Source organism: Pseudomonas sichuanensis (genome assembly GCF_003231305.1).
Taxonomy (GTDB): domain Bacteria; phylum Pseudomonadota; class Gammaproteobacteria; order Pseudomonadales; family Pseudomonadaceae; genus Aquipseudomonas; species Aquipseudomonas sichuanensis.
The window spans coordinates 85,808-109,379 of the sequence record NZ_QKVM01000011.1 but is presented as its reverse complement, the minus strand read 5'-3'; the positions used below and the strand labels follow the sequence as shown (position 1 = coordinate 109,379).

Annotated in this window: 15 protein-coding genes and 1 pseudogene; 4 read left to right on the top strand and 12 right to left on the bottom strand. The window is 64.9% G+C overall.

Annotated elements, in window-relative coordinates:
- Window positions 1-35: 35 nt before the first annotated feature.
- The 4 genes from DM373_RS08285 to DM373_RS08270 all read right to left on the bottom strand — a co-directional run bounded on the left by DM373_RS08285 (window position 36) and on the right by DM373_RS08270 (window position 7,690).
- Complete coding sequence (locus DM373_RS08285; protein ID WP_157966820.1) at window positions 36-2,294, bottom strand: autotransporter outer membrane beta-barrel domain-containing protein; 2,259 nt, start codon at window positions 2,292-2,294, stop codon at window positions 36-38.
- A gap of 217 nt (window positions 2,295-2,511) precedes the next feature.
- On the bottom strand, window positions 2,512-4,512 hold the full coding sequence (locus DM373_RS08280; RefSeq protein WP_110993083.1) for a hypothetical protein: 2,001 nt from the start codon (window positions 4,510-4,512) through the stop codon (window positions 2,512-2,514).
- Window positions 4,513-4,623: 111 nt separating this feature from the next.
- Window positions 4,624-6,564, bottom strand: coding sequence for a hypothetical protein (locus DM373_RS08275; RefSeq protein ID WP_110993082.1), 1,941 nt, complete (start codon window positions 6,562-6,564; stop codon window positions 4,624-4,626).
- A gap of 163 nt (window positions 6,565-6,727) precedes the next feature.
- Window positions 6,728-7,690: an NAD(P)H-quinone oxidoreductase gene (locus DM373_RS08270; protein WP_110993081.1), complete on the bottom strand. Its 963-nt coding sequence runs from the start codon at window positions 7,688-7,690 to the stop codon at window positions 6,728-6,730.
- A gap of 141 nt (window positions 7,691-7,831) precedes the next feature.
- Between DM373_RS08270 and DM373_RS08265 the strand changes: the two genes are divergently transcribed.
- Both DM373_RS08265 and DM373_RS08260 read left to right on the top strand, forming a co-directional pair.
- Complete coding sequence (locus DM373_RS08265) at window positions 7,832-9,913, top strand: carboxy terminal-processing peptidase (RefSeq protein WP_167409811.1); 2,082 nt, start codon at window positions 7,832-7,834, stop codon at window positions 9,911-9,913.
- A 108-nt stretch (window positions 9,914-10,021) separates the two neighbouring features.
- Window positions 10,022-11,227, top strand: a pseudogene (locus DM373_RS08260) (EAL domain-containing protein); the annotation flags it as partial.
- A 230-nt stretch (window positions 11,228-11,457) separates the two neighbouring features.
- Here the strand turns inward: DM373_RS08260 and DM373_RS08255 are convergent.
- The 8 genes from DM373_RS08255 to DM373_RS08215 all read right to left on the bottom strand — a co-directional run bounded on the left by DM373_RS08255 (window position 11,458) and on the right by DM373_RS08215 (window position 22,233).
- Complete coding sequence (locus DM373_RS08255; protein ID WP_110993079.1) at window positions 11,458-11,826, bottom strand: hypothetical protein; 369 nt, start codon at window positions 11,824-11,826, stop codon at window positions 11,458-11,460.
- Entirely contained in the window at window positions 11,823-12,167 is a 345-nt protein-coding gene (locus tag DM373_RS08250; RefSeq protein WP_110993078.1) for a helix-turn-helix domain-containing protein, read from the bottom strand. Before DM373_RS08250 ends, DM373_RS08255 begins: the two co-directional genes overlap by 4 nt.
- Window positions 12,168-12,266: 99 nt before the next feature.
- Window positions 12,267-12,707, bottom strand: a complete 441-nt coding sequence (locus DM373_RS08245) for a YkvA family protein (RefSeq protein ID WP_110993077.1) — start codon at window positions 12,705-12,707, stop codon at window positions 12,267-12,269.
- A 282-nt stretch (window positions 12,708-12,989) separates the two neighbouring features.
- Window positions 12,990-13,718, bottom strand: coding sequence for a BamJ family beta-barrel-assembly machinery protein (gene bamJ, locus DM373_RS08240; RefSeq protein WP_110993076.1), 729 nt, complete (start codon window positions 13,716-13,718; stop codon window positions 12,990-12,992).
- A gap of 247 nt (window positions 13,719-13,965) precedes the next feature.
- Window positions 13,966-14,898, bottom strand: a complete 933-nt coding sequence (gene pcaQ, locus DM373_RS08235) for a pca operon transcription factor PcaQ (protein WP_110993075.1) — start codon at window positions 14,896-14,898, stop codon at window positions 13,966-13,968.
- A 101-nt stretch (window positions 14,899-14,999) separates the two neighbouring features.
- The gene (gene nirD / locus DM373_RS08230) at window positions 15,000-15,362 is read right to left on the bottom strand and encodes a nitrite reductase small subunit NirD (RefSeq protein ID WP_110993074.1); all 363 of its coding nucleotides are present in this window, start codon (window positions 15,360-15,362) and stop codon (window positions 15,000-15,002) included.
- Window positions 15,362-17,914, bottom strand: coding sequence for a nitrite reductase large subunit NirB (gene nirB / locus DM373_RS08225; RefSeq protein WP_110993073.1), 2,553 nt, complete (start codon window positions 17,912-17,914; stop codon window positions 15,362-15,364). The genes nirD and nirB overlap by 1 nt, the downstream gene beginning before the upstream one ends.
- Window positions 17,915-18,219: 305 nt before the next feature.
- Window positions 18,220-22,233: a bifunctional nitrate reductase/sulfite reductase flavoprotein subunit alpha gene (locus DM373_RS08215; protein ID WP_110993071.1), complete on the bottom strand. Its 4,014-nt coding sequence runs from the start codon at window positions 22,231-22,233 to the stop codon at window positions 18,220-18,222.
- 319 nt (window positions 22,234-22,552) lie between these two features.
- On the opposite strand from DM373_RS08215, the gene DM373_RS08210 reads away from it, so the two are divergent.
- Together DM373_RS08210 and map are read left to right on the top strand one after the other, a co-directional pair.
- Window positions 22,553-22,756 (top strand): ParD-like family protein, encoded by a 204-nt coding sequence (locus DM373_RS08210; protein ID WP_110993070.1) that lies wholly within the window; start codon window positions 22,553-22,555, stop codon window positions 22,754-22,756.
- Window positions 22,753-23,529, top strand: a complete 777-nt coding sequence (gene map / locus DM373_RS08205; protein WP_110993069.1) for a type I methionyl aminopeptidase — start codon at window positions 22,753-22,755, stop codon at window positions 23,527-23,529. The genes DM373_RS08210 and map overlap by 4 nt, the downstream gene beginning before the upstream one ends.
- The last annotated feature ends 43 nt before the right edge of the window (window positions 23,530-23,572 follow it).

Below are 23,572 nucleotides of genomic sequence, written 5' to 3'. Positions count from 1 at the left end.
GCGCCTGATATCCGTGCTGGGCGAGGCCGCACTCTCTACCAGCTATACCGCAGCCCCACATTCACCCCATACGGCTGCTCGATATGTTCACCCTTGGCGTAGTCCAGGTCGGCGTGCACCGAGAACCGCTCGGTGAACGCCACCGCCACGCCGGCGCCGAGCTCGGCACGCGAGCCGGACAGGTCGTTGTTGAACGGGTTGTCGTTGACTTCTACCCGATTGGCCTTGGCGAACTCATGGGCCAGCGCCGCCTTCACGTAGGGCTGAACCACCGCGCCGCCTTCCAGGCGCAGGTTGCGCCCGACCACGCTACCGACCTTGCCCAGTACCGAGCGGGTCTGTTCGCCTTCGGCCTGCATGCCGTTGTCCAGCCCATAGTCCTTGCCCTGGATCACCACCGTCGACAACTGACCGAATGGCTCGACGAACCAGCCATCGGCCAGGACGATGTGCCGGCCGAACTCCACCGAACCACCCAGGCCGACGTTGTCGTAATCACCCTTGGCGCGGGTATCGTCGCTCATGCTGACCTTGGCCTTGTTGTGGAAGCGGTTGGCCTTGAGCACGGCGTCGAAGTAGTAGCCACTGGCCGAGTCGAGCCAGGTGGTGTAGAGGCCTGCGTAGTAGCTGTCGACGCTGCCCGAAGTGCCGCGCGACACATCCAGGTCGGAGCGGCTGTGGCCGGCCAGCACGCCCACCAGCCATTGGCCGTCGCCCCAGGGCAGCGGCGCGTCGGCGCCCAGGGAGAAGCCACTCTGCACCTGGTTGTAACCCACGCCCGACAGGGGCGAGACGTCGTACTTGTTGCTGTACGAACGAGCCCAAGCGCCAGCCTTGCCACCGTTGAAGCGCAACTCGCCCATGCGGCTGCGCAGCGAGGTCAGCTCGCCGTACCAGACGGTGGGCGCGGTGTTGAACAGGGCCAGTACCGAGCGGGTACTGGGGCTGAGGCTTTTGGTGTTCGGATCGAGGAACCAGTCGCTGCCGCCAGCGCCATTGGCCTGGGATTGCAGCTGATAGGAATAGGTGCCCACGTCCACGGGCCGGTTGCCGCTCAAGGCGAAGGTGGCATCGCCGGCAGCGGTGCGCACCAGGGTCAGGGCCTGGGGGTTGGCAGGGTCGACGCCGGAGCCGGCCACCTGCAGGGTGTGGCTGCCGGTGGCGGTACCGGTGACATTGAGCACATCGTGCTGGTTGCTGGCCCAGTCCACGTCCATCACGAAGGTGCCGTTGCCCGACAGATTGGCCACATCGAGCTGGTAGAACTGGCTGGCCGAACCAAACTTCACGATGCCGCCATCGAGCGCCAGGTCTTCCACCTGCTGGCTGTCTATCAACGTCCAGTTGGCGCCACTGGCGATGGCGACCTTGTTTACATTCTGCAGGCGGCCGGTCAGGACCGCGCCGCTGCTCAACGCCACAGTGGCAGTGCTGCCCTGCTCGACCAGTACGTCGCCTGTCAGGCTGCCGCCGGAAAACGCCAGGGTGGCGTCGCTGCCCTCACGGACCTGGAAATCGCCAGTGAGATCGCTGTCGCGCACCGACATGTCCACTCCCGAGGCCTGCGAGACATCCAGCAGCAGGTCGTTGGCGCCCGACAGCGAGCTACCATTGGCCAGCGTGACCTTGGCCTGGACACCGCCCACCACGGCGATTGCCGCACCGTTCTGCCCCACCACCGAGGCGCCGTCGAGCGCCAGGCTGAAATCACCGACGTTGTTGCTGTCGCGCGAGATGCTGACCCCGTTCTTGCCGCCGGTAATCACCGTTCCGGCCATGGCCATGACGCTACCGCCGCGCAGGTCGATACCGTTGGCCGTGGTATCGCTGCCGGTCACCTGCGTGTTGGCGAGGATCAGGGTGCTCAGGCCCGTCACCTCGGCGCCCCCCTCGGCCCCGATGATCGTGCTGTTGCTTACCGACACCTGCGAGCCGGTCGTGCCCGCGGGCGTGCGGCTGGCATTCAGGCCGATGAAGTCGCTGGAAATGCTGCTTGCGTCGATGGTCGCGGAGCTTTCGCTGACCATCACGCCATAGTCCGTGCCACCGTTCACGGTACTACCGCGCATGTCGAGCGAGGAACCTTCGGTGATGGCGATCGACTCGGTCACCGCGCCCGGCTGGCTGTTGAGGGTCGACTGCCCGCGGACCAGATAGAACGTCGGTGCGGTGGTCGAATCGATGGTCAAGGTGTCGCCATTCTCCACGATGGCGGCGATGGCAGTGGTGGGTAGCAGCAACCAACAGGCCGTGATACCTGCCTTGACCCGCTTCGCGTACCGTTCATTGCTCATCTTGCCCTCCTCAGGATGTGTACTCATGGCAGGTGGTTGCCTAGTAAGGAAAAGCGCTGAACTCTACGCAGAAGCGAGTTGGCACAATGTAGGAATTCCCCCTTCTTGCAGTAGGAATTTTCACCGGTCTCGTGAGCACTCCATTCATCATCCCCCTTGCTGTGCATGACCGAGGCAAGCGCTTGCCGGCCTCGGTCATCCGCTTCCTGCGGGCTGCCTATCTACCTTTGGCAGCCAATCTACGTTTAGCCGCCACGCCGAAACTCAAAGGGCAAGTTCCTCCACCGGGCACCGCCATGTATACCCGCAGCAAATCACGGGTCGCAGTGATGGGGAATCCGTCGATCACCGCCTCGTAGGTCACACTGCCCCAACGATCGAGCGTTTTCAGCACGGCCGGGGTGTAAGGCACCAGCACGGTGAATCCGTTGGCCGCCTCATCGGCAGTGGGAATCTTGGTGACGGTCTTGTCTTCGGTATCAGGTTTGAGTATGGAACCCGCGTCATCCTCCCAACCCTGATAGGTGAAGGCCAACGTCTGGCCTTCCAGCTTCGGCTCCCCGCCCTGCACACGCACCTCCAGCCCCCAGACGCCTCCGACCTGGCGCAGAGAACTGCAGTTGAGCACTTTGGGCTCCAAGGGATCTGAAGGGTCCTCGGAGTACCAGTGAAGGAAGCTCACTGCCGGCAAGGTGGCAGTGAGCACATTGACCGAAACCTCCGTGATCGGTGAGCGGTTGCGGTTGCCGTTGCCGGAGTTGCTGATTTCATAGCGCACCGGCAAGGCTGCGCTGTTGCCCTCGGCTTCGATGTCGGCCCAGGAGATGGTGAAGGTAACGTCATCGCCTGGAGTTTCGTTGCCAGTGACCTCATACGTGGCGACTTCCACGCCAGCCCACAGCAGGTGCATGATCTCGCCCGCTGCCGCGCCAACGTAGAGTGGCACCGTGGCCGTCGCATCCTCACCGTTGTCGCCGGGCTCGAGCTTGTTCGGGTCGGCGGTATTTTTAGCTTGCACAGTCACCAGATCCAGATCCGGGTTACCCAGCCCTGGATCCGGGTCTGTACCTGGGTCAGGGGGCCCTGCCACGGTCAGGTCGACGTCCACGTCCAGGCCGACAGCCTCCGGAAACACCCTTTCATCCCGAATCACCTCATACGTCACTTTTGACGTCTTCGGCCCTGGGTTGGGAGGCGTGTCGCGCACCATGCTGTATGGCACGGTGGCGAACAAGGGGAAACTCCCTGGGATAACGGGTAGCCGTCCAGAAACCGCCTTGCCATCCCAATAGACCTGGATCAAGTCCTTGCTCAAGGCATTGTCATAGGCCTCGATCTCTACCCCGACGCCCGCGATGGCATCGTCCAGATCGATGCCTTCGGCATCATCCGCTTGCGGGACCAACGGCGGTTGCAAGTTGTCGGGCGACAACGTCAGAAACACATTGACGACCTTGAAATGTGAGTCCGGACCGGTGTTACCCGTGCGATCGCTCAGGTTGTAATAAATCAGGTACTGGCCCTCCTCCCCGTTGAAATTCGCCTCGGGGAGAGTTGCCACGATCGGGTCGGTAACGTCACTGATTGTCAGCGTGTCGATGAGCGCACCCGGAAATTTCCTGCCAACGAAGACTTCGACCTTGTCCTCGAGCTTGATTTCCTGGTAGGTGGGAATGGTGATCTCCACTTCATTGCTGTTGGCGTCCAGATACTCTCGGGTAATGCCGTCCGCCACCTCGGGCGGCAAGGTAGCTTCCGCCCCTTTGACGCCCAGGTTCGGCGCCTGGTTGTCGACGAAAACGGACAAAGGATCCGAGTTGTTGCCATTGCCGAAGATTGTCGCGCGGTAGCCCAGCTCATGCCTGCCATGGCTGGTGGTACTGGTCGCCGCTAGCGTCAAGGTGAGGGGAAAATCAGCCGCATTTAGCGGAAAGGTGCGGCTCACGGCGGTCCCCACGTTCTGTCCATTCCAGCGCAATCGGATACTCACGATGTCGCCCGGAGTGCCCGTGATGTCGAAGAGCGGGACCTGCACATCGAGCGGCACACCATGCGGGCGCGGCAGCATGTTGGGTTCATCGCCAGGGATGTCCGGCAGCAGGGGGGTACTGAACGAAGGGACCGGCATTGCCCGCGTTACGCGCATGTAGCGCTTGTTCTCGTACGCCGTCCTGGCTTGCGCTGGGGTCGGGGAAGCAGGGGGTGGAATTTTGGTCATGGTTGTCTCCTGTCAAGGACGATGACCCTGACTGGCACTTGGAAAAAGTGCCGACCACACAGGTGATTGCTATCGATGGTTGCTATCGCGTATGGGCTGGTTTGCGTTTTGCTACCCTCCTTCTCCCTGTGTCTGGGTACCCGCCTCCAGGCAAAGGTCCAGGTCGGGCGAGCAGACCTCTCCGCTGGGCATCTTGCGCATGATCTTGACGACGTCGATGTCAGAGACGCCGACACTGCCGTCGGTTTTCAACAAGCGGTACTGGGCGGTGGCAGACGCGTTATCGATCATCGGCGCGATCAAGTTGTCATAGGGCTGGATGAGAAAATCGACGGCCCCCCCGGCAGTGCCAACGGGCTCGCTGAACGTGGCCGTGACGCCAGGGATGGGCGATGAGCCGTTCAGGTTGTCATGGCCCTGCCACACCAGTTCGATGGTATCGCCGACACTGAAGCGCGGATCGCCCTTCACCCGCACGTTCACGCCCTCCCACAACCGCGGCCTGCTGCAGCAGTTGAGGTAGCCGTAAAGCGTCGCATCGGGAAACACCGGCGCCTGGAGCCCCTGGATCACCTCGACCGCCACATCCACCAGGGTGGCCCGCGACAGTTGCTGGTTGACGCCATTGTCGGTCTCGTACCAGACCGGCAGGGCGCGGTCGTTGGGCTGTTGCTCAATCACTGCCCACGGGACCTTCAGGGCCACGGGCTGGCCGGCCACATCGCCTGGCTGAACACTGTAGCGGTCGACCGGCGCAAGCTGTTGGCCCCAGTACAGGCTCAGCGAATCACCGGGCTGCGGATCGTTGAACAGCGCCAGCTTGACGATGGCGTCGTATCCATGGTCGACCGGCTTGAGCACGTTGGGTTGATCGGAGACCGCGCCACGGATCTCCACCTTGTCGAGCAGGGTATTGAGCAACGCCGGTGCATTGGGGTGGTCCTGCCCCGCCACGGTCAGGTCGAAGGGCACGGAAATCGACGGTGACGGCAACAGACGGGTGCCATGACGTACCTGATAACTGACCACGGCATCGCCAGGGCCCAGGCCAACGGCGGTCAGCGCCGGCCACGGCACGAACGCACGCAATGGAAAGGCAGCCGGATCGACCGCCAGCGCCTGCAAGGGCGTACCGTGCCAGTCGATGATCACCCACTGCTGGGCATCGGCATTGTCATAGGCGTCGACCTCGACGGTCACCCCGCCCTCGCCCGAGGCGCCTTCGCGGGCATGTTCACGGTCGATCAGGCCCCGGGCGCTGAGCGGTACCCGAGGTGGCTCGAGGTTCGCCGGAGGGGGGCGCAGGTTCACCTCCAGCGCTGTCACGAGGGACGCATCGCCCTCGTTGCCCACCAGGTCGCGCAGGCGATACCAGAGGAAGCGCTGCCCGCTGCCGGACGCTCGGATGGCCGCTGCGTCGTAGTCCACGAACAGCTCGCCGCGGTCGATGTCCTCTTGGCTGAACTCGCGCTCGTCGATGGCCGGCTCGTTGCCTGGCGGTGGGTTCACGGCGGACCAGAAGAAGACCGCTCGGTCGCGAGCTTTCAGGCCCACGTACGTGGGTACCTCGCAACGCAGCCGGCCATTGCGCGCCAGGTAGTCCTCGGTCAGTTCGCCCACCAGGTCGGCAGGCAGTACCAGGGGATCGGGCGACTGACCGTCGTTGGGTGGCACCCTGTCCACCGTGATGGTGCGCTTGAGTGATTCGGTGCGATTGCCCAGGCGGCTGACGGTGTAGGAGAGGTCATGGACCCCGTGATCCAGGTAGCGACGCGGTACATGAACCGTTCTCTGGGCCGAGGGAGGGGCGAAGGTATATTCACTGACCGCGACGAAAGGCGCGCCTGAGAGCCGCCAACCGACCTGCACCTTGTCCGAGAACTGCGGGTCCATGTCCCATGGCGCAATGATCACTTCGAGGTCATTGCTCAGCGCCGTGCGTGGCAACAACCCATCAGCGTAGGGGTCACCGTTCTCGTCACGGATGATGACGGGAACATCCGGTGCCGCCAGGTCCGCTTGTAGCCACTGCACTTCGCGTGTGTCGCGCATGTCCGCTCCCATTCACCAGGTACGATGCCCACTGGGCCTCCAGAAACCTGCTTGCTGCGAGCGATTCAAACGCTTAACCAGGCATTTGCCTACTGACAAAAATGCTAGGTGGAGACTTCGACGTCACCGGGCAGGGCTGATGGCCAACCCCGCCGGCATGGGTTCAGGCCAGCGCCGGATCGATCACCAGCACCAGCTTTCCGGACACCTGGTTGCTGGCCAACTCCGCAAAGGCGGCCTCGGCAAAGGCCACCGGATAGGTGTCCACCAGTTGAGGCTTGAGCCGGCCTTCGCTGAACAACGGCCATACCTGCCGGCCCAGTTCACGCAACAGCTCGGCCTTGAACCCATCATCGCGGTTGCGCAGGGTAGAGCCGGTAATCTCAAGGCGCTTGCCCAGCACCAACGCCAGGTCCAGCTCGACCTTGCGCCCGCCCATCAGGCCGATGATCACCCAGCGCCCGTCGCGGGCCAGCAGCTTGAGGTTGAGCGGGCCATAGCCGGCGCCGACCGGGTCGAGGATCACGTCGAACGGGCCAAGCTGTTCAAGCGCGTCGAGGTTGGCATTGCGCACCACGCCACCGGCGGCGCCCAGCCCCTGGCAGTAGGCCAGACGCTCCGGTGAGCCGACGCTGACCCACACCGGATTGCCGAAGGCCTTGCACAGCTGGATCGCCGCCGAGCCCACGCCGCTGGCGCCGGCATGCACCAAGACCTTCTCGCCAGCCTTGAGGCCACCAAGCTGAAAGATATTCAGCCAGGCCGTGGCGTACACCTCGGGGATCGCCGCCGCTTCGTGCAGGCTCAGGCCTTCGGGCACGGGCAACACGTGGCGGGCATCGACCACCACCTCCTCGGCCATGCCGCCGCCAGCCAACAAGGCGCAGACCCGATCACCCACGCGCCAGTCGGCACCGGCGCCCACTTCTTCGACGATGCCGGCGCACTCCAGGCCCAAGTACGGGCTGGCACCCGGCGGCGGTGGATAAAGGCCGGCCTTTTGCAGCAGGTCGGCGCGGTTCAGCCCCGCAGCGGCCACTCGAATGCGCACCTGCCCTGCGTCACAGGCCGGGCGTTCGGCCTCGACCCAGGCCACATGTCCGTCAACGCCTTGCAATGCCTTCACAGTGCCTCCATAGTTGAATCATATGACTGAGCCTGGGATCACCGTCCCAGGCTTTTTGCAGTATTTTCCCGGTTTCATGGAACCGGCGAACGGAAAAGACGGCCTACTATGCGTGATCAATTGCCTACACGTCGAATCAGCATGAAGCATTTCCTCCCCAGCACCGCCCTCGCCCTTGTCATCGGGCTTGGCAGCCTTACGCTCGGTGGCAATGCGGCCGCCGCCAACAAGTGGGACAGCCTGCAGCCGGACCGTGACGAAATCGTCGCCAGCCTCAACGTGGTCGAGCTGCTCAAGCGCCACCACTACAGCAAGCCGCCGCTGGACGACGCCCGTTCGGTCATCATCTATGACAGCTACATCAAGCTGCTGGACCCTGCGCGCAGCTATTTCACCGCGGCCGACATCGCCGAGTTCGACAAGTGGAAGACGCAGTTCGACGATTTTCTGAAAAGCGGCAATCTCGACCCCGGTTTCACCATCTACAAGCGCTACCTGGACCGTGTGAAACAGCGCCTGGACTTCGCCCTGGCCGAGCTGAACAAGGGCGTCGACAAGATCGACTTCACCGTCAAGGAAGACCTGCTGGTCGACCGCAAGGACGCCCCGTGGATGAAGAACTCGGCCGAGCTCGACGACCTGTGGCGCAAACGCGTGAAGGATGAAGTGCTGCGCCAGAAGATCGCCGGCAAGGACTTCAAGCAGATCCAGGAAACCCTGACCAAGCGCTACAAGAACCAGCTGGCGCGCCTGGACCAGACCCGGGCCGAAGACATCTTCCAGGCCTACATCAACACCTTCGCCCAGTCGTACGACCCGCACACCAACTACCTGTCGCCGGACAACGCCGAGAACTTCGACATCAACATGAGCCTGTCGCTCGAAGGTATCGGCGCGGTGCTGCAGAGCGACAACGACCAGGTCAAGATCGTGCGCCTGGTGCCGGCAGGCCCTGCGGCGAAAACCAAACAGGTGGCCCCGGCCGACAAGATCATCGGCGTGGCGCAAGGCAACAAGGAAATGGTCGACGTGGTCGGCTGGCGCCTGGACGAAGTGGTCAAGCTGATCCGTGGCCCGAAAGGCTCGGTGGTACGCCTGGAAGTCATCCCGGCGAGCAATGCGCCGAACGATCAGACCAGCAAGATCGTCTCGATCACCCGCGAAGCGGTCAAGCTCGAAGAGCAGGCAGCGAAGAAGTCGGTGCTCAAGCTCAAGCAGGACGGCCGCGACTACAAGCTGGGGATCATCGAGATCCCGGCCTTCTACCTGGACTTCAAAGCCTATCGCGCCGGGGACCCGGACTACAAGAGCACCACCCGCGACGTCAAGAAGCTGCTCACCGAGCTGCAGAAAGAGAAAGTCGACGGTGTGGTCATCGACCTGCGCAACAACGGCGGTGGCTCGCTGCAGGAAGCGACCGAGCTGACCAGCCTGTTCATCGAAAAAGGCCCGACCGTGCTGGTGCGCAACAGCGACGGCCGCGTGGATGTGCTCGAAGACGAAAACCCTGGCGCCTTCTACAAAGGCCCGCTGGCGCTGCTGGTCAACCGCCTCTCGGCCTCGGCCTCGGAGATCTTCGCCGGCGCCATGCAGGACTATCACCGCGCGCTGATCATCGGTGGCCAGACCTTCGGCAAAGGCACCGTGCAGACCATCCAGCCGCTCAACCATGGCGAACTCAAGCTGACGCTGGCCAAGTTCTACCGGGTTTCCGGGCAGAGCACCCAGCACCAGGGCGTGCTGCCGGACATCGCCTACCCGTCAATCATCGACACCAAGGAAATCGGCGAGAGCGCCCTGCCCGAAGCCATGCCGTGGGACACCATCCGCCCGGTGATCAAGCCGGTGGCCGACCCGTTCAAGCCGTACCTGGCCCAGCTCAAGGCACAGCATGAAGCGCGCAGCGTCAAGGATGCCGAGTTTGCCTACATCCGTGACCGCCTGGCCCTGACCCAGAAGCTGATGGACGAGAAGACCGTCAGCCTCAACGAGCAGGACCGCCGCGCGCGCCACGACCAGATCGAAGCCAAGCAGCTGGCGCTGGAAAACATCCGCCGCAAGGCCAAGGGCGAAGAGCCGCTCAAGGAGCTGAAAAAAGAAGACGAGGACGCGCTGCCGGCCGAGCCGGACGACACCAAGCCGGAAGACGACGCCTACCTGTCGGAAACCGGGCGCATCCTGCTCGACTACCTGAGCTTGAGCACTTCGGTGGCCAAGCACTGAGGTGATGGCAATATAATGTGAGCCGTCATCAAACAGTCATCTGGCTGTCGTGAAATAGAAGGGCCGAGCGTGAAAACGCCCGGCCTTTTTCTATTCAGGAAGCAGTCCATGACCGTCACCGAACAGCTCAGCGCACTGAGCGCCATCCTGGCTCAACGTAGCGTGCACAGCCTGTTCCAGCCCATCGTCTGTCTTTCTGAACGGCGCATTCTCGGCTATGAAGCCTTGAGCCGCGGCCCCTCCAACAGCCCGCTGCATTCGCCACTGAACCTGTTCGCCATCGCCCGCCAGGCCGGGCGCCTCAGCGAGCTGGAAGTGCTGTGCCGCGAAACCGCCTGCCGGCGTTTTGCCGAGCAGAGCCTTGAGGGCAAGCTGTTCCTCAACGTATCCCCCGAGTCCTTGCTTGAACCGCACTACCCTTCCGGGCGCACCCTGAAGATGCTCGAACAGGTCGGCCTGTCGCCCAGCCGAGTGGTCATCGAACTCACCGAGCAGACGCCCACCGAAGACTTCCAGCTGCTGTTCAACGCCCTGCACCATTACCGCGACATGGGCTTCTCGATTGCCCTGGATGACTTGGGCGCCGGCTATTCAAGCCTGCGCCTGTGGTCGGAGCTGCGCCCGGATTACGTGAAGATCGACCGCCATTTCATCGATGGCATCCACCAGGACCCGCTCAAGCGCGAGTTCGTCGGTTCGATCCTGCAAATCGCTCGCGCCTCACGCGCCCAGGTGATCGCCGAAGGCATCGAACTGGCAGAAGAGCTGACCGTATTGGCTGAAATGGGCGTCGAGCTGCTGCAGGGCTATCTGCTTGGCCGCCCTCAGGAGACCGCTGCGCGTGAATGCTCGCTCCTGCCGACCCTGGCGCCGGGCAGCCCTGGGGCGCTGAATGAAGACAGCGCCGACCTTGGCGCCCTGCTCCTCCAGCAGCCAGCGGTGCCCCTGGAATGCCCCATCCAGCACGTATTGGAGGCCTTCCGCGGCCAAGCCCACCTCAACTCCCTCGCCGTGCTGGACCGACAGGGCAAGCCCTGTGGCATCGTCCACCGCCATACGTTGCACGAAGCCCTGCTCGAGCCTTCGAGCTGCAACCTGTTGCCAGCCATGCCCGTCAGCCAACTGATGAGCAAGGACTTTGTGGTGGTCGAGCGTGGACAATCGCTGCAGCAGGTCAGCCGCCTGCTTACCAGTCGGGCGCAACAGCGCATCGAGGAAGCGTTCATCATTACCCAGGGCGGCCGTTACCTGGGGCTGGGGCGGGTGATCGACGTGCTCAAGCTGATCACCGAACAACAGAGCGAGCGGGGCCGCGATCAAAGCGCCTGTTGCTAGATGGGCAAGCGTGGAAGCAACTGCTTTGTTGTAGGAGCGGCCTTGGGTCGCGAAAGGGCAGCGCAGCAGCCCCTGCAGTTTATGTGGTTCCGCAAAGAAGCTGGGGCCGCTTTGCGGCCCTATCGCGACTCAAGGCCGCTCCTACAGAAGTTACGCAGCCCTTGTGGGAGCTGGCTTGCCGGCGATGGGGCCGGCACTGCCGACCCGATTCACGCCTCTTCCGGATACCGATACTCGAACACCCGCACCACTTCCGAGGCATGCCACGACGCCGCCTCCATGCCATCCACCGGCCCGTTGAACCTGCCCAGCCGCTCTACACATTCGAAAAAGCCGGTACGCGGCAGGCGGCTGGCGCCCTGGCTGATCACCAGCGAGCTGCGCAACGGCTGCTCGGCACGGGCATCGAGCAGCGCCAGGTACTCCAGCGCGGCGGTCAGAGTCTGCATGGCAGGGCTGGGGAGCTGGAGGCGTTCGAGCAATGCACGGTAAGTGAGCAGGTGGCGTTGTCGGCGGGCCAGGTCGAGCTCGGTCAGCAGGCTCTCCCAGTGCTGACGGCTGATCCTGACCTGGCTCATGATGGCTCGCTCCAGCCACCAATGCCCAGGTGCCAGGCCAGGCTGCGCAGTATCGCTGCGTCAGGGCGGCGCTCGCCGGCCTCGATCATCGCCAGGTAAGCCGGGCTGATGCCCACCGTGCGCGCCAGTTGCTCGGGAGCCAGGCCCTTGGCCTGACGCAACGACGCCAGTTCGTCCAAAGAACGCAGGCTCGCGCTCTGGGTTGTGCCTTCGACAGTGTCGCTGTTGCCAGGCACCGTGGCAGGTGCCTGGCCCGCGGAGACCAGCAGCGCCTGATACTGCTCCCAGGGAACCACTGCGTACTCGGGCTGACCGTCCCGGCTGATGACCTGAATACCCATACAACCCCCTTGACGTTGGATCACGGCATGTAATCCCTAGGCATAACGCTTATGCCAATTATATTACCAACCTCGGGGGTCTGTGCGCTCGCTGCTTGTTCAGCGGTTGGGACGCTCCAGGCGCAGCGCCTCGGGCGTGTCCGGCAAGCGCTCGACCACCCGCAGTTTCTCCGGCGCCTGGCTGTCGCGCCAGGCCCTGAAGCGGCTCAGCTCATCGGCCACGGTCTTGAGCACCCAGCCGAGCACGGCAATATCGTCAAGCAGGCCCACACCCAGCAACCAGTCGGGGATCGCATCCAGGGGGCTGACGAAATACAGCAGCCCGGCGACGATGGTCACCAGCGCCTTGGGGCTCACGGCACGGTACTCGCCGCGCCACCAGGCCAGGCACAGGGCCTGCATCAGCCGCACATCCTCGCGCAACTGGCCAAGTTTGGGCCCCTTGCGCGCGACCGCGAACAACAGTGCCGGCAAACGGCCACGGCTGAGCAGGCGCTCGGCAAGCGGCAGAAAACGGGCGAAATTCCAGGGAGCGCTCATGCAACCTCCAGAGCAACGGACAGTTATCCACATTTATTGTGGATAACCTTGTGAACAGGACCGCCTTTGCACCGCTCGGTGCCCGCCGGACAAGGGCCGGGCACGGATCGGGCGTTTTTTACACAGCCGTTTCAATCGCGCAAACGTTTTGCGACAACCCGCCGCAGGATCACCCACGGCATTGCTTGCGACAGTGAAGGACGCCAGCGGTTCGCGTCAACCACCGGCAAAAACGACGACGCCCCGTCGAAACGGGGCGTCGTGGTACAGCAAAGGTTGCGCTTACTCAGCCTGGGCTGGTTCGGCGTCCTGCTTGCTCGGGTCTTTGATGCCCAGCAGTTCCAGGTCGAAGACCAGGACCGAGTTGGCCGGGATCAGAGGGCTCGGGCTCTGGGCGCCGTAGGCCAGCTCAGCCGGGATGTACAGCTTGTACTTCTCGCCGACATGCATCAGTTGCAGGCCTTCGACCCAACCCGGGATCACGCCGCTGACCGGCAGGTCGATGGGGGCGCCGCGCTCGACGGAGCTATCGAACACCTTGCCGTCGATCAGCTTGCCTTCGTAGTGAACGGTCACGACATCAGTCGGTTTTGGCTGCGGGCCATCGGCCTTCTTCACCACTTCGTACTGCAGGCCCGAAGCCGTGGTGACCACGCCGGCCTTCTTGGCGTTTTCTTCCAGGAACTTCTTGCCGTTGGCGGCAGCTTCTTCGCTGGCCTTGGCCAGGCGTTCTTCGGCGCGCTTCTGCAGGGCGGAGAAGGCCTCGACCAGCTCTTCGTCCTTCAGGCGCTGTTCTTTCTTGCCAACCGCGTCCTCGATACCTTGGGCGACAGCTTTCGAATCCAGGTCGTCCATGCCTTCCTGAGCCAGGCTCTTGCCCATGTTCAGGCCGATACCGTAGGAAGCTTTCTGTGCCGGAGTCTTCAGTTCGACGCTGCTGGTCTGGGCGTCGCAGCCCGCCAGCACCAGACCTACCAGGGCAACCGCAGCCGCCAGACGAGTTTGTTTCATGCTGATTCCTTGTTCATGCGCCAAAGGGGCAAATCAGGGTAAAGCCGCGAGCTTATCAGGCGGCCACGACCAATGGCTACCGGCATAGGAGCCGGGAAAGCCCGATAAGTTCCGGTATTGAAACTGCTGATGTCACGGCACCAGGTCGTGCAGTGCGAATTGCGTCGACGGAGAAGTACCAGATCGCCATCACACCCCTCGATCCAGTGCCTGATAAAGGGCCCCGAGGCCACGCGCAATGGCCCGTTCAGGGGTACAGGCCGTCCCGGTACTGCCCGGCTACCTCGCGCAGCACTTCACACACCCACTGCGCGGGCAGGCTCGCCGGCAAGGCGGCGTTGCGGCAGATGCCCACCGAGCCGCCTGGCTCGCGTACGCCCAGGTCCAGCTCGGCCAGTTCGTTACGGCGCAGGTCGAGCAGCACCGCGTCGCGCGGCGCCACCCACAGCGCATCGCTGCCCAGCAGGTAACGGCGGCTCAAGGCCAGCGACAAGGTTTCCAGGCGTTGGGCCGGCAGCGGGATACCGCACTGCACGAACAGGCTGTCGGCGTGCTGGCGAATGGTGGTGCCCTGGGGCGGCAGCACCAGCGCGTAAGCCCCCACCTGCGCCCGCTCCACCGGTGTGCTGGCCAGCAGCGGGTGGCCCGGGCGCACCACCAGGGCCATCGATTCGCTGTACAGGTGCTCGAACGACAGGCCCTGGATCTGCGGGCTGTCGGTCATGCGCCCGACCACCAGTTCCAACTCGCCAAGGCGCAGTTGCCCGAGCAATTGCGCGCTGACCCCGGTGACCACGCTGATCACCAGTGCTTCATGGCGCTGGTGCAGGCGGCACAGCACTTCGGGCATCAGCAGGCCCTCGACCGTCGACAGCACGCCGATACGCACCTGCGAGGGCGTCCTGGCATCGCCGCGCACACTGCCCACGCCATCGCGCAGGGCCTGCACGCTGGGCCCGGCGTAACGCATGAAACGGGTGCCGGCGGGGGTCAGGGTGACGCCCAGGTGGGTGCGCTCGAACAGCCGCGCTTCGAGCAGGTCTTCCAGTTCCTTGAGGGTCTTGGAAATGGCCGGCTGGCTGATGGCAAGCACATCGGCGGCACGGGCCAGGCTGCCCTGCCGGGCAATCTCCAGGAAGCACAGCAGGTGGCGGAACTTGATGCGGGTGTCGAGGTTCATGCGAGGCAGTGTATCTGCGCGGGGATGCTCTGTAATCCGATCCATCGCACATGCCTTGGGGTTGCCGGGGGCGCTGCGCAGCCCCAAGCAATATCAAACCGTCAGCCCAAGCCAATCTCCACCTGCCCCGCCGCCACCCGCACCGGCCACACCCGCAGCCGCTGCGCCGGATCCTCCAGGCAACGCCCGTCCATCAAGCTGAAATGCTGCTTGTACAACGGCGCCGCCACCACCAGCTCGCCCTGCAGGCTGCCCACCAGCCCGCGGCCGATGATATTGGCCCCCGAGCGCGGGTCGCGGTTGCCGATGGCGTACAGCGCCTGCGCGTGCCCGGGCAGGTAGAACAGCGCCACCTGCTCGCCCTCATGCCAGACCACCACGCCGGAATCGGCGACCAGATCGGCGGCCTGGCACACGGCCTGCCAGCTTGATGGGTTTACCACAGCAGCATTGGACAGGTTCATCAGACAGCCTCCTCATGGGTCGGGATCAGGTGCAACGCTGCAGCAGGCCGGCGCTGGCCGCGCTCGCGGACGAAGTGCACATCGGGGTCGGCGCGCCGGTCGTTGACGAAGGTGCGAAAGCGCTTGAGTTTTTCCGGGTCGTTCAGGGCGTTGGCCCACTCGCATTCATACTGTTCGACCACATGCTGCATCTGCGCTTCCAGCTCGGCGGCCAGGCCCAGGCTGTCGTCGAGGATCACCTGCTTGAGGTAGTCCAGCCCGCCGTCCAGCCCTTCGCGCCAGACCGAGGTGCGCTGCAGCTTGTCGGCGGTGCGGATGTAGAACATCAGCACCCGGTCGATCAGCCGCACCAGGGTTTCATCGTCCAGGTCGGTGGCGAACAGCTCGGCGTGGCGCGGGCGCATGCCGCCGTTGCCGCACACGTACAGGTTCCAGCCCTTGTCGGTGGCGATCACGCCGATGTCCTTGCTCTGCGCCTCGGCGCACTCGCGGGTGCAGCCAGACACCGCGAACTTGAGCTTGTGCGGCGAGCGCAGGCCCTTGTAGCGGTCCTCCAGGCGCAACGCCATGGCCACGCTGTCCTGCACGCCGTAGCGGCACCAGGTGCTGCCCACGCACGACTTCACCGTACGGGTCGACTTGCCGTAGGCGTGGCCGGTCTCGAACCCGGCCTCGATCAGTTCGCCCCAGATCAGCGGCAGTTCGTGCAGCTGGGCGCCGAACAGGTCGATGCGCTGGCCGCCGGTGATCTTGGTGTAGAGGTCGTATTTCTTGGCCACCTGGCCGATCACGATGAGCTTTTCCGGGGTGATCTCGCCACCGGGGATGCGCGGCACCACCGAATAGGTACCGTTTTTCTGCATGTTGGCCATGAAGGTGTCGTTGGTGTCCTGCAGCGGCACCAGCGCCGGGTCCATGATCGGCTGGTTCCAGCACGAGGCGAGGATGTTGCCCACCGCCGGCTTGCAGATGTCACAGCCGACATGGCCCTTGCCGTGGCGTTCGAGCAGCTCGTGGAAGCTGCGGATGCCCTCGACCCGCACCAGCCCGTAAAGCTCCTGGCGGGTATAGGCAAAGTGCTCGCACAGGCTCTTGTCGACGGCCACGCCGCGGGCGCTCAGCTCGTGTTCGAAGACCTGCTTGAGCAACGCCGCGCAGCCGCCGCAACCGCTGGCGGCCTTGGTGCAGGCCTTGACCGAGGCCAGATCGCCACAGCCGCTGTCGATGGCCGCGCACACCGCGCCCTTGCTGACGTTGTGGCACGAGCAGATGGTCGCGCTGTCGGGCAGTGCATCGGCGCCCAGCGCCGGCGCGCCTGCACTTTGGGGCAGGATCAGCGCGGCCGGGTCGGCCGGCAGCCTGATGCCGTTCTGGGCGTATTGCAGCAGGGTGTCGTAATAGCTGTTGTCGCCCACCAGCACCGCGCCGATCACCTGCTTGCCGCTGGCGTCCACCACCAGCCGGCGGTAGCTGGCGTTGGCCTCGTCGATGAAGCGGTAGCTGCGCGCGCCCGGCGTGGCGCCGTGGGCATCGCCGATGGAGCCGACATCCACCCCCAGCAGCTTGAGCTTGGTCGACATGTCGGCGCCGGTGAATTCGCTGGCCGCCGCCCCCATCAGCAGCGCCGCCAGGTTGCGCGCCATGGCGTAGCCCGGGGCGACCAGGCCGAACACGCTGCCATTCCACGAGGCGCACTCGCCGATGGCGAAAATCCGTGGATCGCTGGTGCGGCAGTGATTGTCGATCACCACGCCCCCCCGGGCGGCGATCGCAAGGCCACTGGCCCGGCCCAGGGCATCCTGGGGGCGGATACCGGCAGAGAAGACGATCAGGTCGGTTTCAAGGTGTTCGCCGCCGTCGAAGTTCATGCGGTAGCGGTAGCCTTCGCCGGCACTCACCGACTGGGTGGCGCGGGACAGGTGCACGCCCACGCCCAGCGCTTCGATCTGCGCCTTGAGTGCCGCGCCACCGTCGCTGTCCAGTTGCACCGGCATCAGCCGGGGCGCGAACTCCACCACATGGGCCTCCAGCCCCAGCGACTTGAGTGCGTTGGCCGCTTCCAGCCCCAGCAGGCCACCACCGACCACCACGCCACGGCGGGCGTCGCTGGCGGCGGCGCGGATCGCGTCGAGGTCATCGAGGCTGCGGTAGACCAGGCGGGCGTTGCCGCTACAGCCTTCGACCGGCGGCACGAACGGGTAGGAACCGGTGGCCAGCACCAGCTGGTCGTAGCCGTAACGGCCCTCGGCAGTGACCACCTCGCAGCACTCACGGTCGATCTGCAGCACCGCCTCGCCCAGGTGCAGGTGCACGCCGTGGTCGCCGTAATAGCCCTGCTCGCACAGCGCAAGGGTCTCTGCACAACTGCCGGCGAAGTACTCCGACAGGTGCACCCGGTCGTAGGCACGCTGGCGCTCTTCACCGAATACATGCAGCTCGAAGCGCTCGAGTGCGCCCTGCCCGATCAGTTGTTCGACACAGTGGTGGCCGACCATGCCGTTGCCGACGATGACCAGTCGTGCCCGTTGTGCGCCGTTCGCTGTTGCCTTCATAGCCGTTCCTCGATCACGGAAAACAAAAAGGCGCCTGGAGCGTAAGCTCCAGGCGCCTTTGCCTGTACTCATCGATGTGAGGCCCCTGGGTTGATCGCCGTTGATCAGTGGGGCTGTTGTGAATCTGTCAAAGCAGAGACTGTGCCAAGACCATCATGTCGCGTTGCTTCGCCGGCCTCTTCGCGGGTAAACCCGCTCCCACAGGGCCTGCACTGCTCCTGTGGGAGCGGGTTTACCCGCGAAGAGGCCGGCGCAGGCACCCATGAATGCACAGCCAAGGTGCACCGTTCCCCAACGCGGTGCACTCAGTACACATCCCGCCGATAACGCTTGTCGCGCCCCAAGGCCTCGACATAGGCATCCGCCGCCGCCGCATCCATGCCGCCGTGTTCGGCCACCAATTGGCGCAGCGCCGCATCCACATCCCTGGCCATGCGCTGGGCATCGCCGCAGATGTACACATACGCCCCCGCCTGCAACCACTGCCACAGCTCGGCGCCGTGTTCCAGCAGGCGCTGCTGCACATAGATCTTCTCGGCCTGATCGCGGGAAAACGCCGTGCTCAGGCGCAGGTGCCCACTGACCTGCCAGGCCTCCAGTTGCTCGCGGTAATAGAAATCGCAGGCCGCCTGCTGCTCGCCGAAGAACAGCCAGTTGCCGCCGCTGGCCGCGCGCACCTCACGCTCCTGGAGGAACGCGCGAAACGGCGCCACACCGGTACCGGGCCCGATCATGATGATCGGCAGGCTATCGTCCTCGGGCAGGCGGAAGTGCCTGGACGGCTGCGGGAAGATCGCCACTTCCAGTGCCTGAGCCCGGTCGGCGAGGAACGCCGAGCACACCCCTTTGCGCTCGCCGTAGCGCACCGTGGCCATCGTCAGGTGCACCTGCCCAGGGTGCGCGGCGGGGCTGGAACTGATCGAATACAGGCGTGGCTGCAGCGGTTTGAGCAGCGCCAGCCAGGCATCCAACGCCAACTGCTGGGGGTATTCGCGCAGCACGTCGGCCAACTGACGGCCCCACAGCCAGTCTCTCAATGCAGTTTTGTCCTGCAGCAATTCGCGCAACGCCTCGGCCGACCGGCTGAACACGTCAAGCTGCTGCGGGGTAACCCGGGCGATTTCCAGGTGCCGCTCCAGGGCCACGGCCAGGGGCATCGGTGCGTGCCCCTTGAGCTCGACCTGAGCCTGGCCATCGAGCTGCATCAGCGCCAGCAGTTCGCTGACCAGCGCCGGGCAGTTGCGCGGCCACACGCCCAAGGCATCGCCGGGCTGATAGGTGAAACCGCTGCCGCTCAGGTCGAACACCAGCTGGCGGGTTTCCTTGGTCGAGCCTGGGCCGTTGAGCAAGCGGTTTTCCAACAGCGGCGCCAGCCAAGGCTGCTGCTTGCTGTAGTTTTCTGCCGGCTCGGGCGCAATGCAGACTGGCACGACGCTGCCCAACTCAGGCAGCAGCGCCGCCAGCCAGGCAGCAAAGGCCTCATCATGCTCCGGCTCGCAATCGACCCGCGCCAGCAGGCGCCGCCCGCCCAACTCGGCAAGGCGTTGGTCGAGCCTGCGACCGAACCCGCAGAACTGGTCGTAACTCGAATCGCCCAGCGCCAGCACCGCAAAAGGCAGTGCCGCGCAATGCGCGCCCGCCTCGCCCTGCAGCGCCTGCCAGAACGCCGCGCCGCTGTCCGGAGCCTCGCCATCGCCGAAGGTGCTGGCGATCAGCACCACGCTGGCGGCGCCCTGCAACTGCGCAGGCGTCATCGCCTCCATGCAGCTCAGTTGCACCGCCAGCCCGGCCTCGCGCAGGTGCTGGGCGCAGCGCTCGGCCAGGGCCTCGCCCGTGCCGGTCTGCGAGGCCCAGAGCACGTGGTGGCATGGCGCTGCATCGTTCACCACGGGTGCTGGCGCAGGCTGGGCGAAAAGCCCGGCCAACAGGCCATCGACGAACAACCGCCGGGCCGGCGCCAGTGGTGCGCTGGCCGGTAGGCTCGGCACGCCTTCGCTACGGGCCTGGCCCAGGCCCAGCAAAAAGCCCTGCAGGTAGTGGCGTTCGTCTTCGGCCAGCACCGGGGCCGGCAGTGCGTCCAGGCCCAGCAGGCGGGACAGGATGGTGGTCGGCATGGCGGCAGGCTCCGAAGGCGTGGCGGTGGTCAGGTCGAGGGCCTCGATACGTTCGCCGGCAACCCGCTCCAGGGCCACGGCGCAATGCTTGAAGGCCGGTTGCAGCGAGGTGGGGTCGACCGCATCGCAGGTCACCGCGTTGATCGCCAGTTGCTCGCCGTAAAGGTCGTTCCAGTGGAACGGCGCAAAGCAGCCGCCGGGCAACACCCGGTCACTGAGCCGCGCCGGCAACAGCGCCTGGCCACGGCGCGAGCGGATCGCCACCTGGTCCTGGTCGGCGATACCCAGGCGCCGGGCGTCGTCGGGGTGGATCTCGACGAAGGGGCCGGGCTCCAGCTTGTTCAGGCTCGGCACCTTGCCGGTCTTGGTCAGGGTGTGCCATTGGTGCTGCACACGGCCGGTGTTGAGCACGAAGGGATAGCCGTCGTCCGGCAGCTCGGCCGGCGGCAGCCAGGGCCGGGCGAAAAATCGCGCCTTGCCGCTGGGCGTGGGGAAAGCCAGCGCCGGCCGCTCGCCTTGCGCGTCACGCAACAGGTGCTGGCTGAGGCCGTCGTTGCAGTAACGCAGTGGGCTGCGATCGCCACTTTGCCCTGGGGCGCAGGGCCACTGGCGTGGGCCTTGGCGTAACTCGGCGTAGCCGATGCCGCGCAGGTCGTAGCCGGTGGCAGGGTTCCAGAACCGGCGGATTTCCTCGTACACGGCCTCGGCATCGGGGTAGTCGAAGGCCTCGGCGTAACCCATGGCGCAGGCGATGCGGGCGATGATCCGCCAGTCCTCCAGGCTTTCGCCGGGCGCCGCGACGGCACGCGGCATCAGCGTCAGGTTGCGTTCGCTGTTGATCATCACCCCTTCACCTTCGGCCCACAGTGCGGCGGGCAGGAGGATGTCGGCATGGCGGTTGGTTTCGCTGTCGAGAAAGGCATCCTGGCTGATCACCAGCTCAGCCTGGCCCAGACCGTCGATCACCTGCTGGCGGTTGGCGACGCTGGCCACCGGGTTGCTGCAGATGATCCAGCAGGCCTTTACCTCGCCGGCCTTCATCTGCTCGAACAGTGCAACGGTGCCCTCGCCGCCTTCGCTGCGCAGATGGCCGGGCGGCAGTTGCCATTGCTGCTCGACGAAGGCGCGATCGGCCGCGACCTGGGCCGAGCGCTGGCCGGGCAGCCCCGGGCCCATGTAGCCCATCTCGCGCCCGCCCATGGCATTGGGCTGGCCGGTCAGCGAGAACGGCCCGCTGCCGGGGCGGCAGATGGCGCCGGTGGCCAGGTGCAGGTTGCACAGCGCGTTGCTGTGCCAGGTGCCGTGGATGCTCTGGTTCAGGCCCATGGTCCAGCAGCTCATCCACTCGCCGGCTTCGCCGATCAGGCGCGCGGCTGCATGGATGTCGGCTTCGCTCAAGCCAGTGATGGCGGCCACGCGCGCGGGGGTGTAGTCGGCCAGGAAGGCCGGCAACTCATCCCAGCCCTCGGTGTGCCGGGCGATGAAATCCGCGTCGGTGTGGCCGTTGACGTGCAGCAGGTGCAGCAGGCCGTTGAGCAGCGCCAGGTCGCTGCCCGGGCGCAGTTGCAGGAACAGGTCGGCCTTGTCGGCGGTGGCGCTGCGCCGGGGGTCGACGACGATCAGCCTGGCCCCGGCCTTGACCCGGTCGAGCAAGCGCAGGAACAGGATCGGGTGGCAGTCGGCCATGTTCGCGCCGATCACCAGGAACACCTCGGCGCGCTCGAAATCCTGGTAGCTGCCTGGCGGGCCGTCGGCACCCAGCGACTGCTTGTAGCCACTGCCGGCGCTGGCCATGCACAGGCGCGAGTTGGACTCGATATGGCGGGTGCGGATAAAGCCCTTGGCCAGTTTGTTGGCCAGGTACTGGGCCTCCAGCGACATCTGCCCGGACACATACAGGGCCACCGCGTCCGGCCCGTGCGCGTCGATGATCGCGCGCAGCCGCGCGGCGGCCTCGGCGATGGCCTGGTCCATGCCACTGCGTACCGGTTGCTGGCTGCGCTGGCGGCGGACGAAGGCATGGGCCATGCGCCCGGCGCTCAGCGGCACGTGGGCGGTCAGGCCCTTGGTGCACAGGCGGCCGAAATTGCTCGGGTGCTGCTTGTCGCCGCTGACCTTGACCACCTGGCCGTCGCTCACGCTCATGACGATGCCGCACCCTACCCCGCAATACGGGCAAACGCTGCGCACCTGGCTGCTGCTCATCGGCGATCTCCTGCTGATGAAACGACAAAGGCGCCGGCTGCCCCGCCTGCACTGGGCAAGCGGGGCAACACGGCGCCTTCGTCGTGATGAAAAGCGGCCATCGGCGTTGATGGCCTTGATAGTGTGTGCTCAGCAATTCTCAGGCCAGCGCTGGGCCAATCGCTGGCAAGCCAGCTCCCACAGGGTTAAAGCGTGGGAGCGGGCTTGCCCCGCGATTGGCTCATGCACCGAGAGAGGGACCGACGCACCAACGGGTGGCACGCCTTGGCTGTTTCGACATATGATTCGTATACGTTTCATATATACGGATGACTTAGCCATGGGCATCGTCAAGATCAACGACGAACTCCACGAAGACCTGCGCATCGCCAGCGCCGCCCTGTCGCGCTCGATCAACGCCCAGGCCGAACACTGGATCCGCCTCGGCATGCTCGCCGAGCTGCACCCCCAGGCCACTTACCAGGAACTGCTGCGCCAGCTGCTGCGCCAGGAACAAGCCAACCTCAAGGAACTGCTGCAATGAGCAAGGTGCTACTCAAGGACGCCGCCCAGCTGGCACTGATGCGCCGCGCCGGGCAATTGCTGGCCCAGGTGTTCGCCGACCTCGACGGCTTCATCCGCCCTGGCGTGACCACGATGCAGATCAACGACCGCGCCGAAGCCTTCATCGTCGAAACCCTCAAGGCGCGCCCGGCGAGCAAGGGCCAGTACGGATTTCCCTTTGCGCTGAACACCTCGGTGGACCATGTGGTGTGCCACGGCATGCCCAAGGTCGACGAGGTGCTCAAGGAAGGCTCTATCGTCAACGTCGACATCACCCTGGAACAGGGCGGCTATATCGCCGACTCGTCGAAAATGTATTGCCTGGGGCAGATCAGCGCAGATGCCCGGCGGCTGGTCGACACCACCTACGCCGCGCTCTGGAAGGGCATCGAACAGGTCCGCCCGGGCGCAACCCTGGGCGATATCGGCCACGCCATCCAGGCCCATGCCGAGGCCGCCGGCTACAGCGTGGTGCGTGAATACTGCGGGCATGGCATCGGCCAGCAGATGCACGAAGCGCCCGAGGTGCTGCACTTCGGCCAGCCCGGTTTTGGCCTGAAGCTGCAACCCGGGATGGTGTTCACCATCGAGCCGATGATCAACCAGGGCGGGCGCGGCACCCGCAGCCTGCGCGATGGCTGGACGGTGATCACCCGCGACCGCAGCTTGTCGGCGCAGTGGGAACATACCGTGGCGGTGACCGAGAGTGGCTATGAAGTCTTGACCCTGCGCGCGGAAGAACAGCGCCACTGAGCCCTCAAGTCAACGCTCCTACAGGGGACTGCACAGGCCTGAA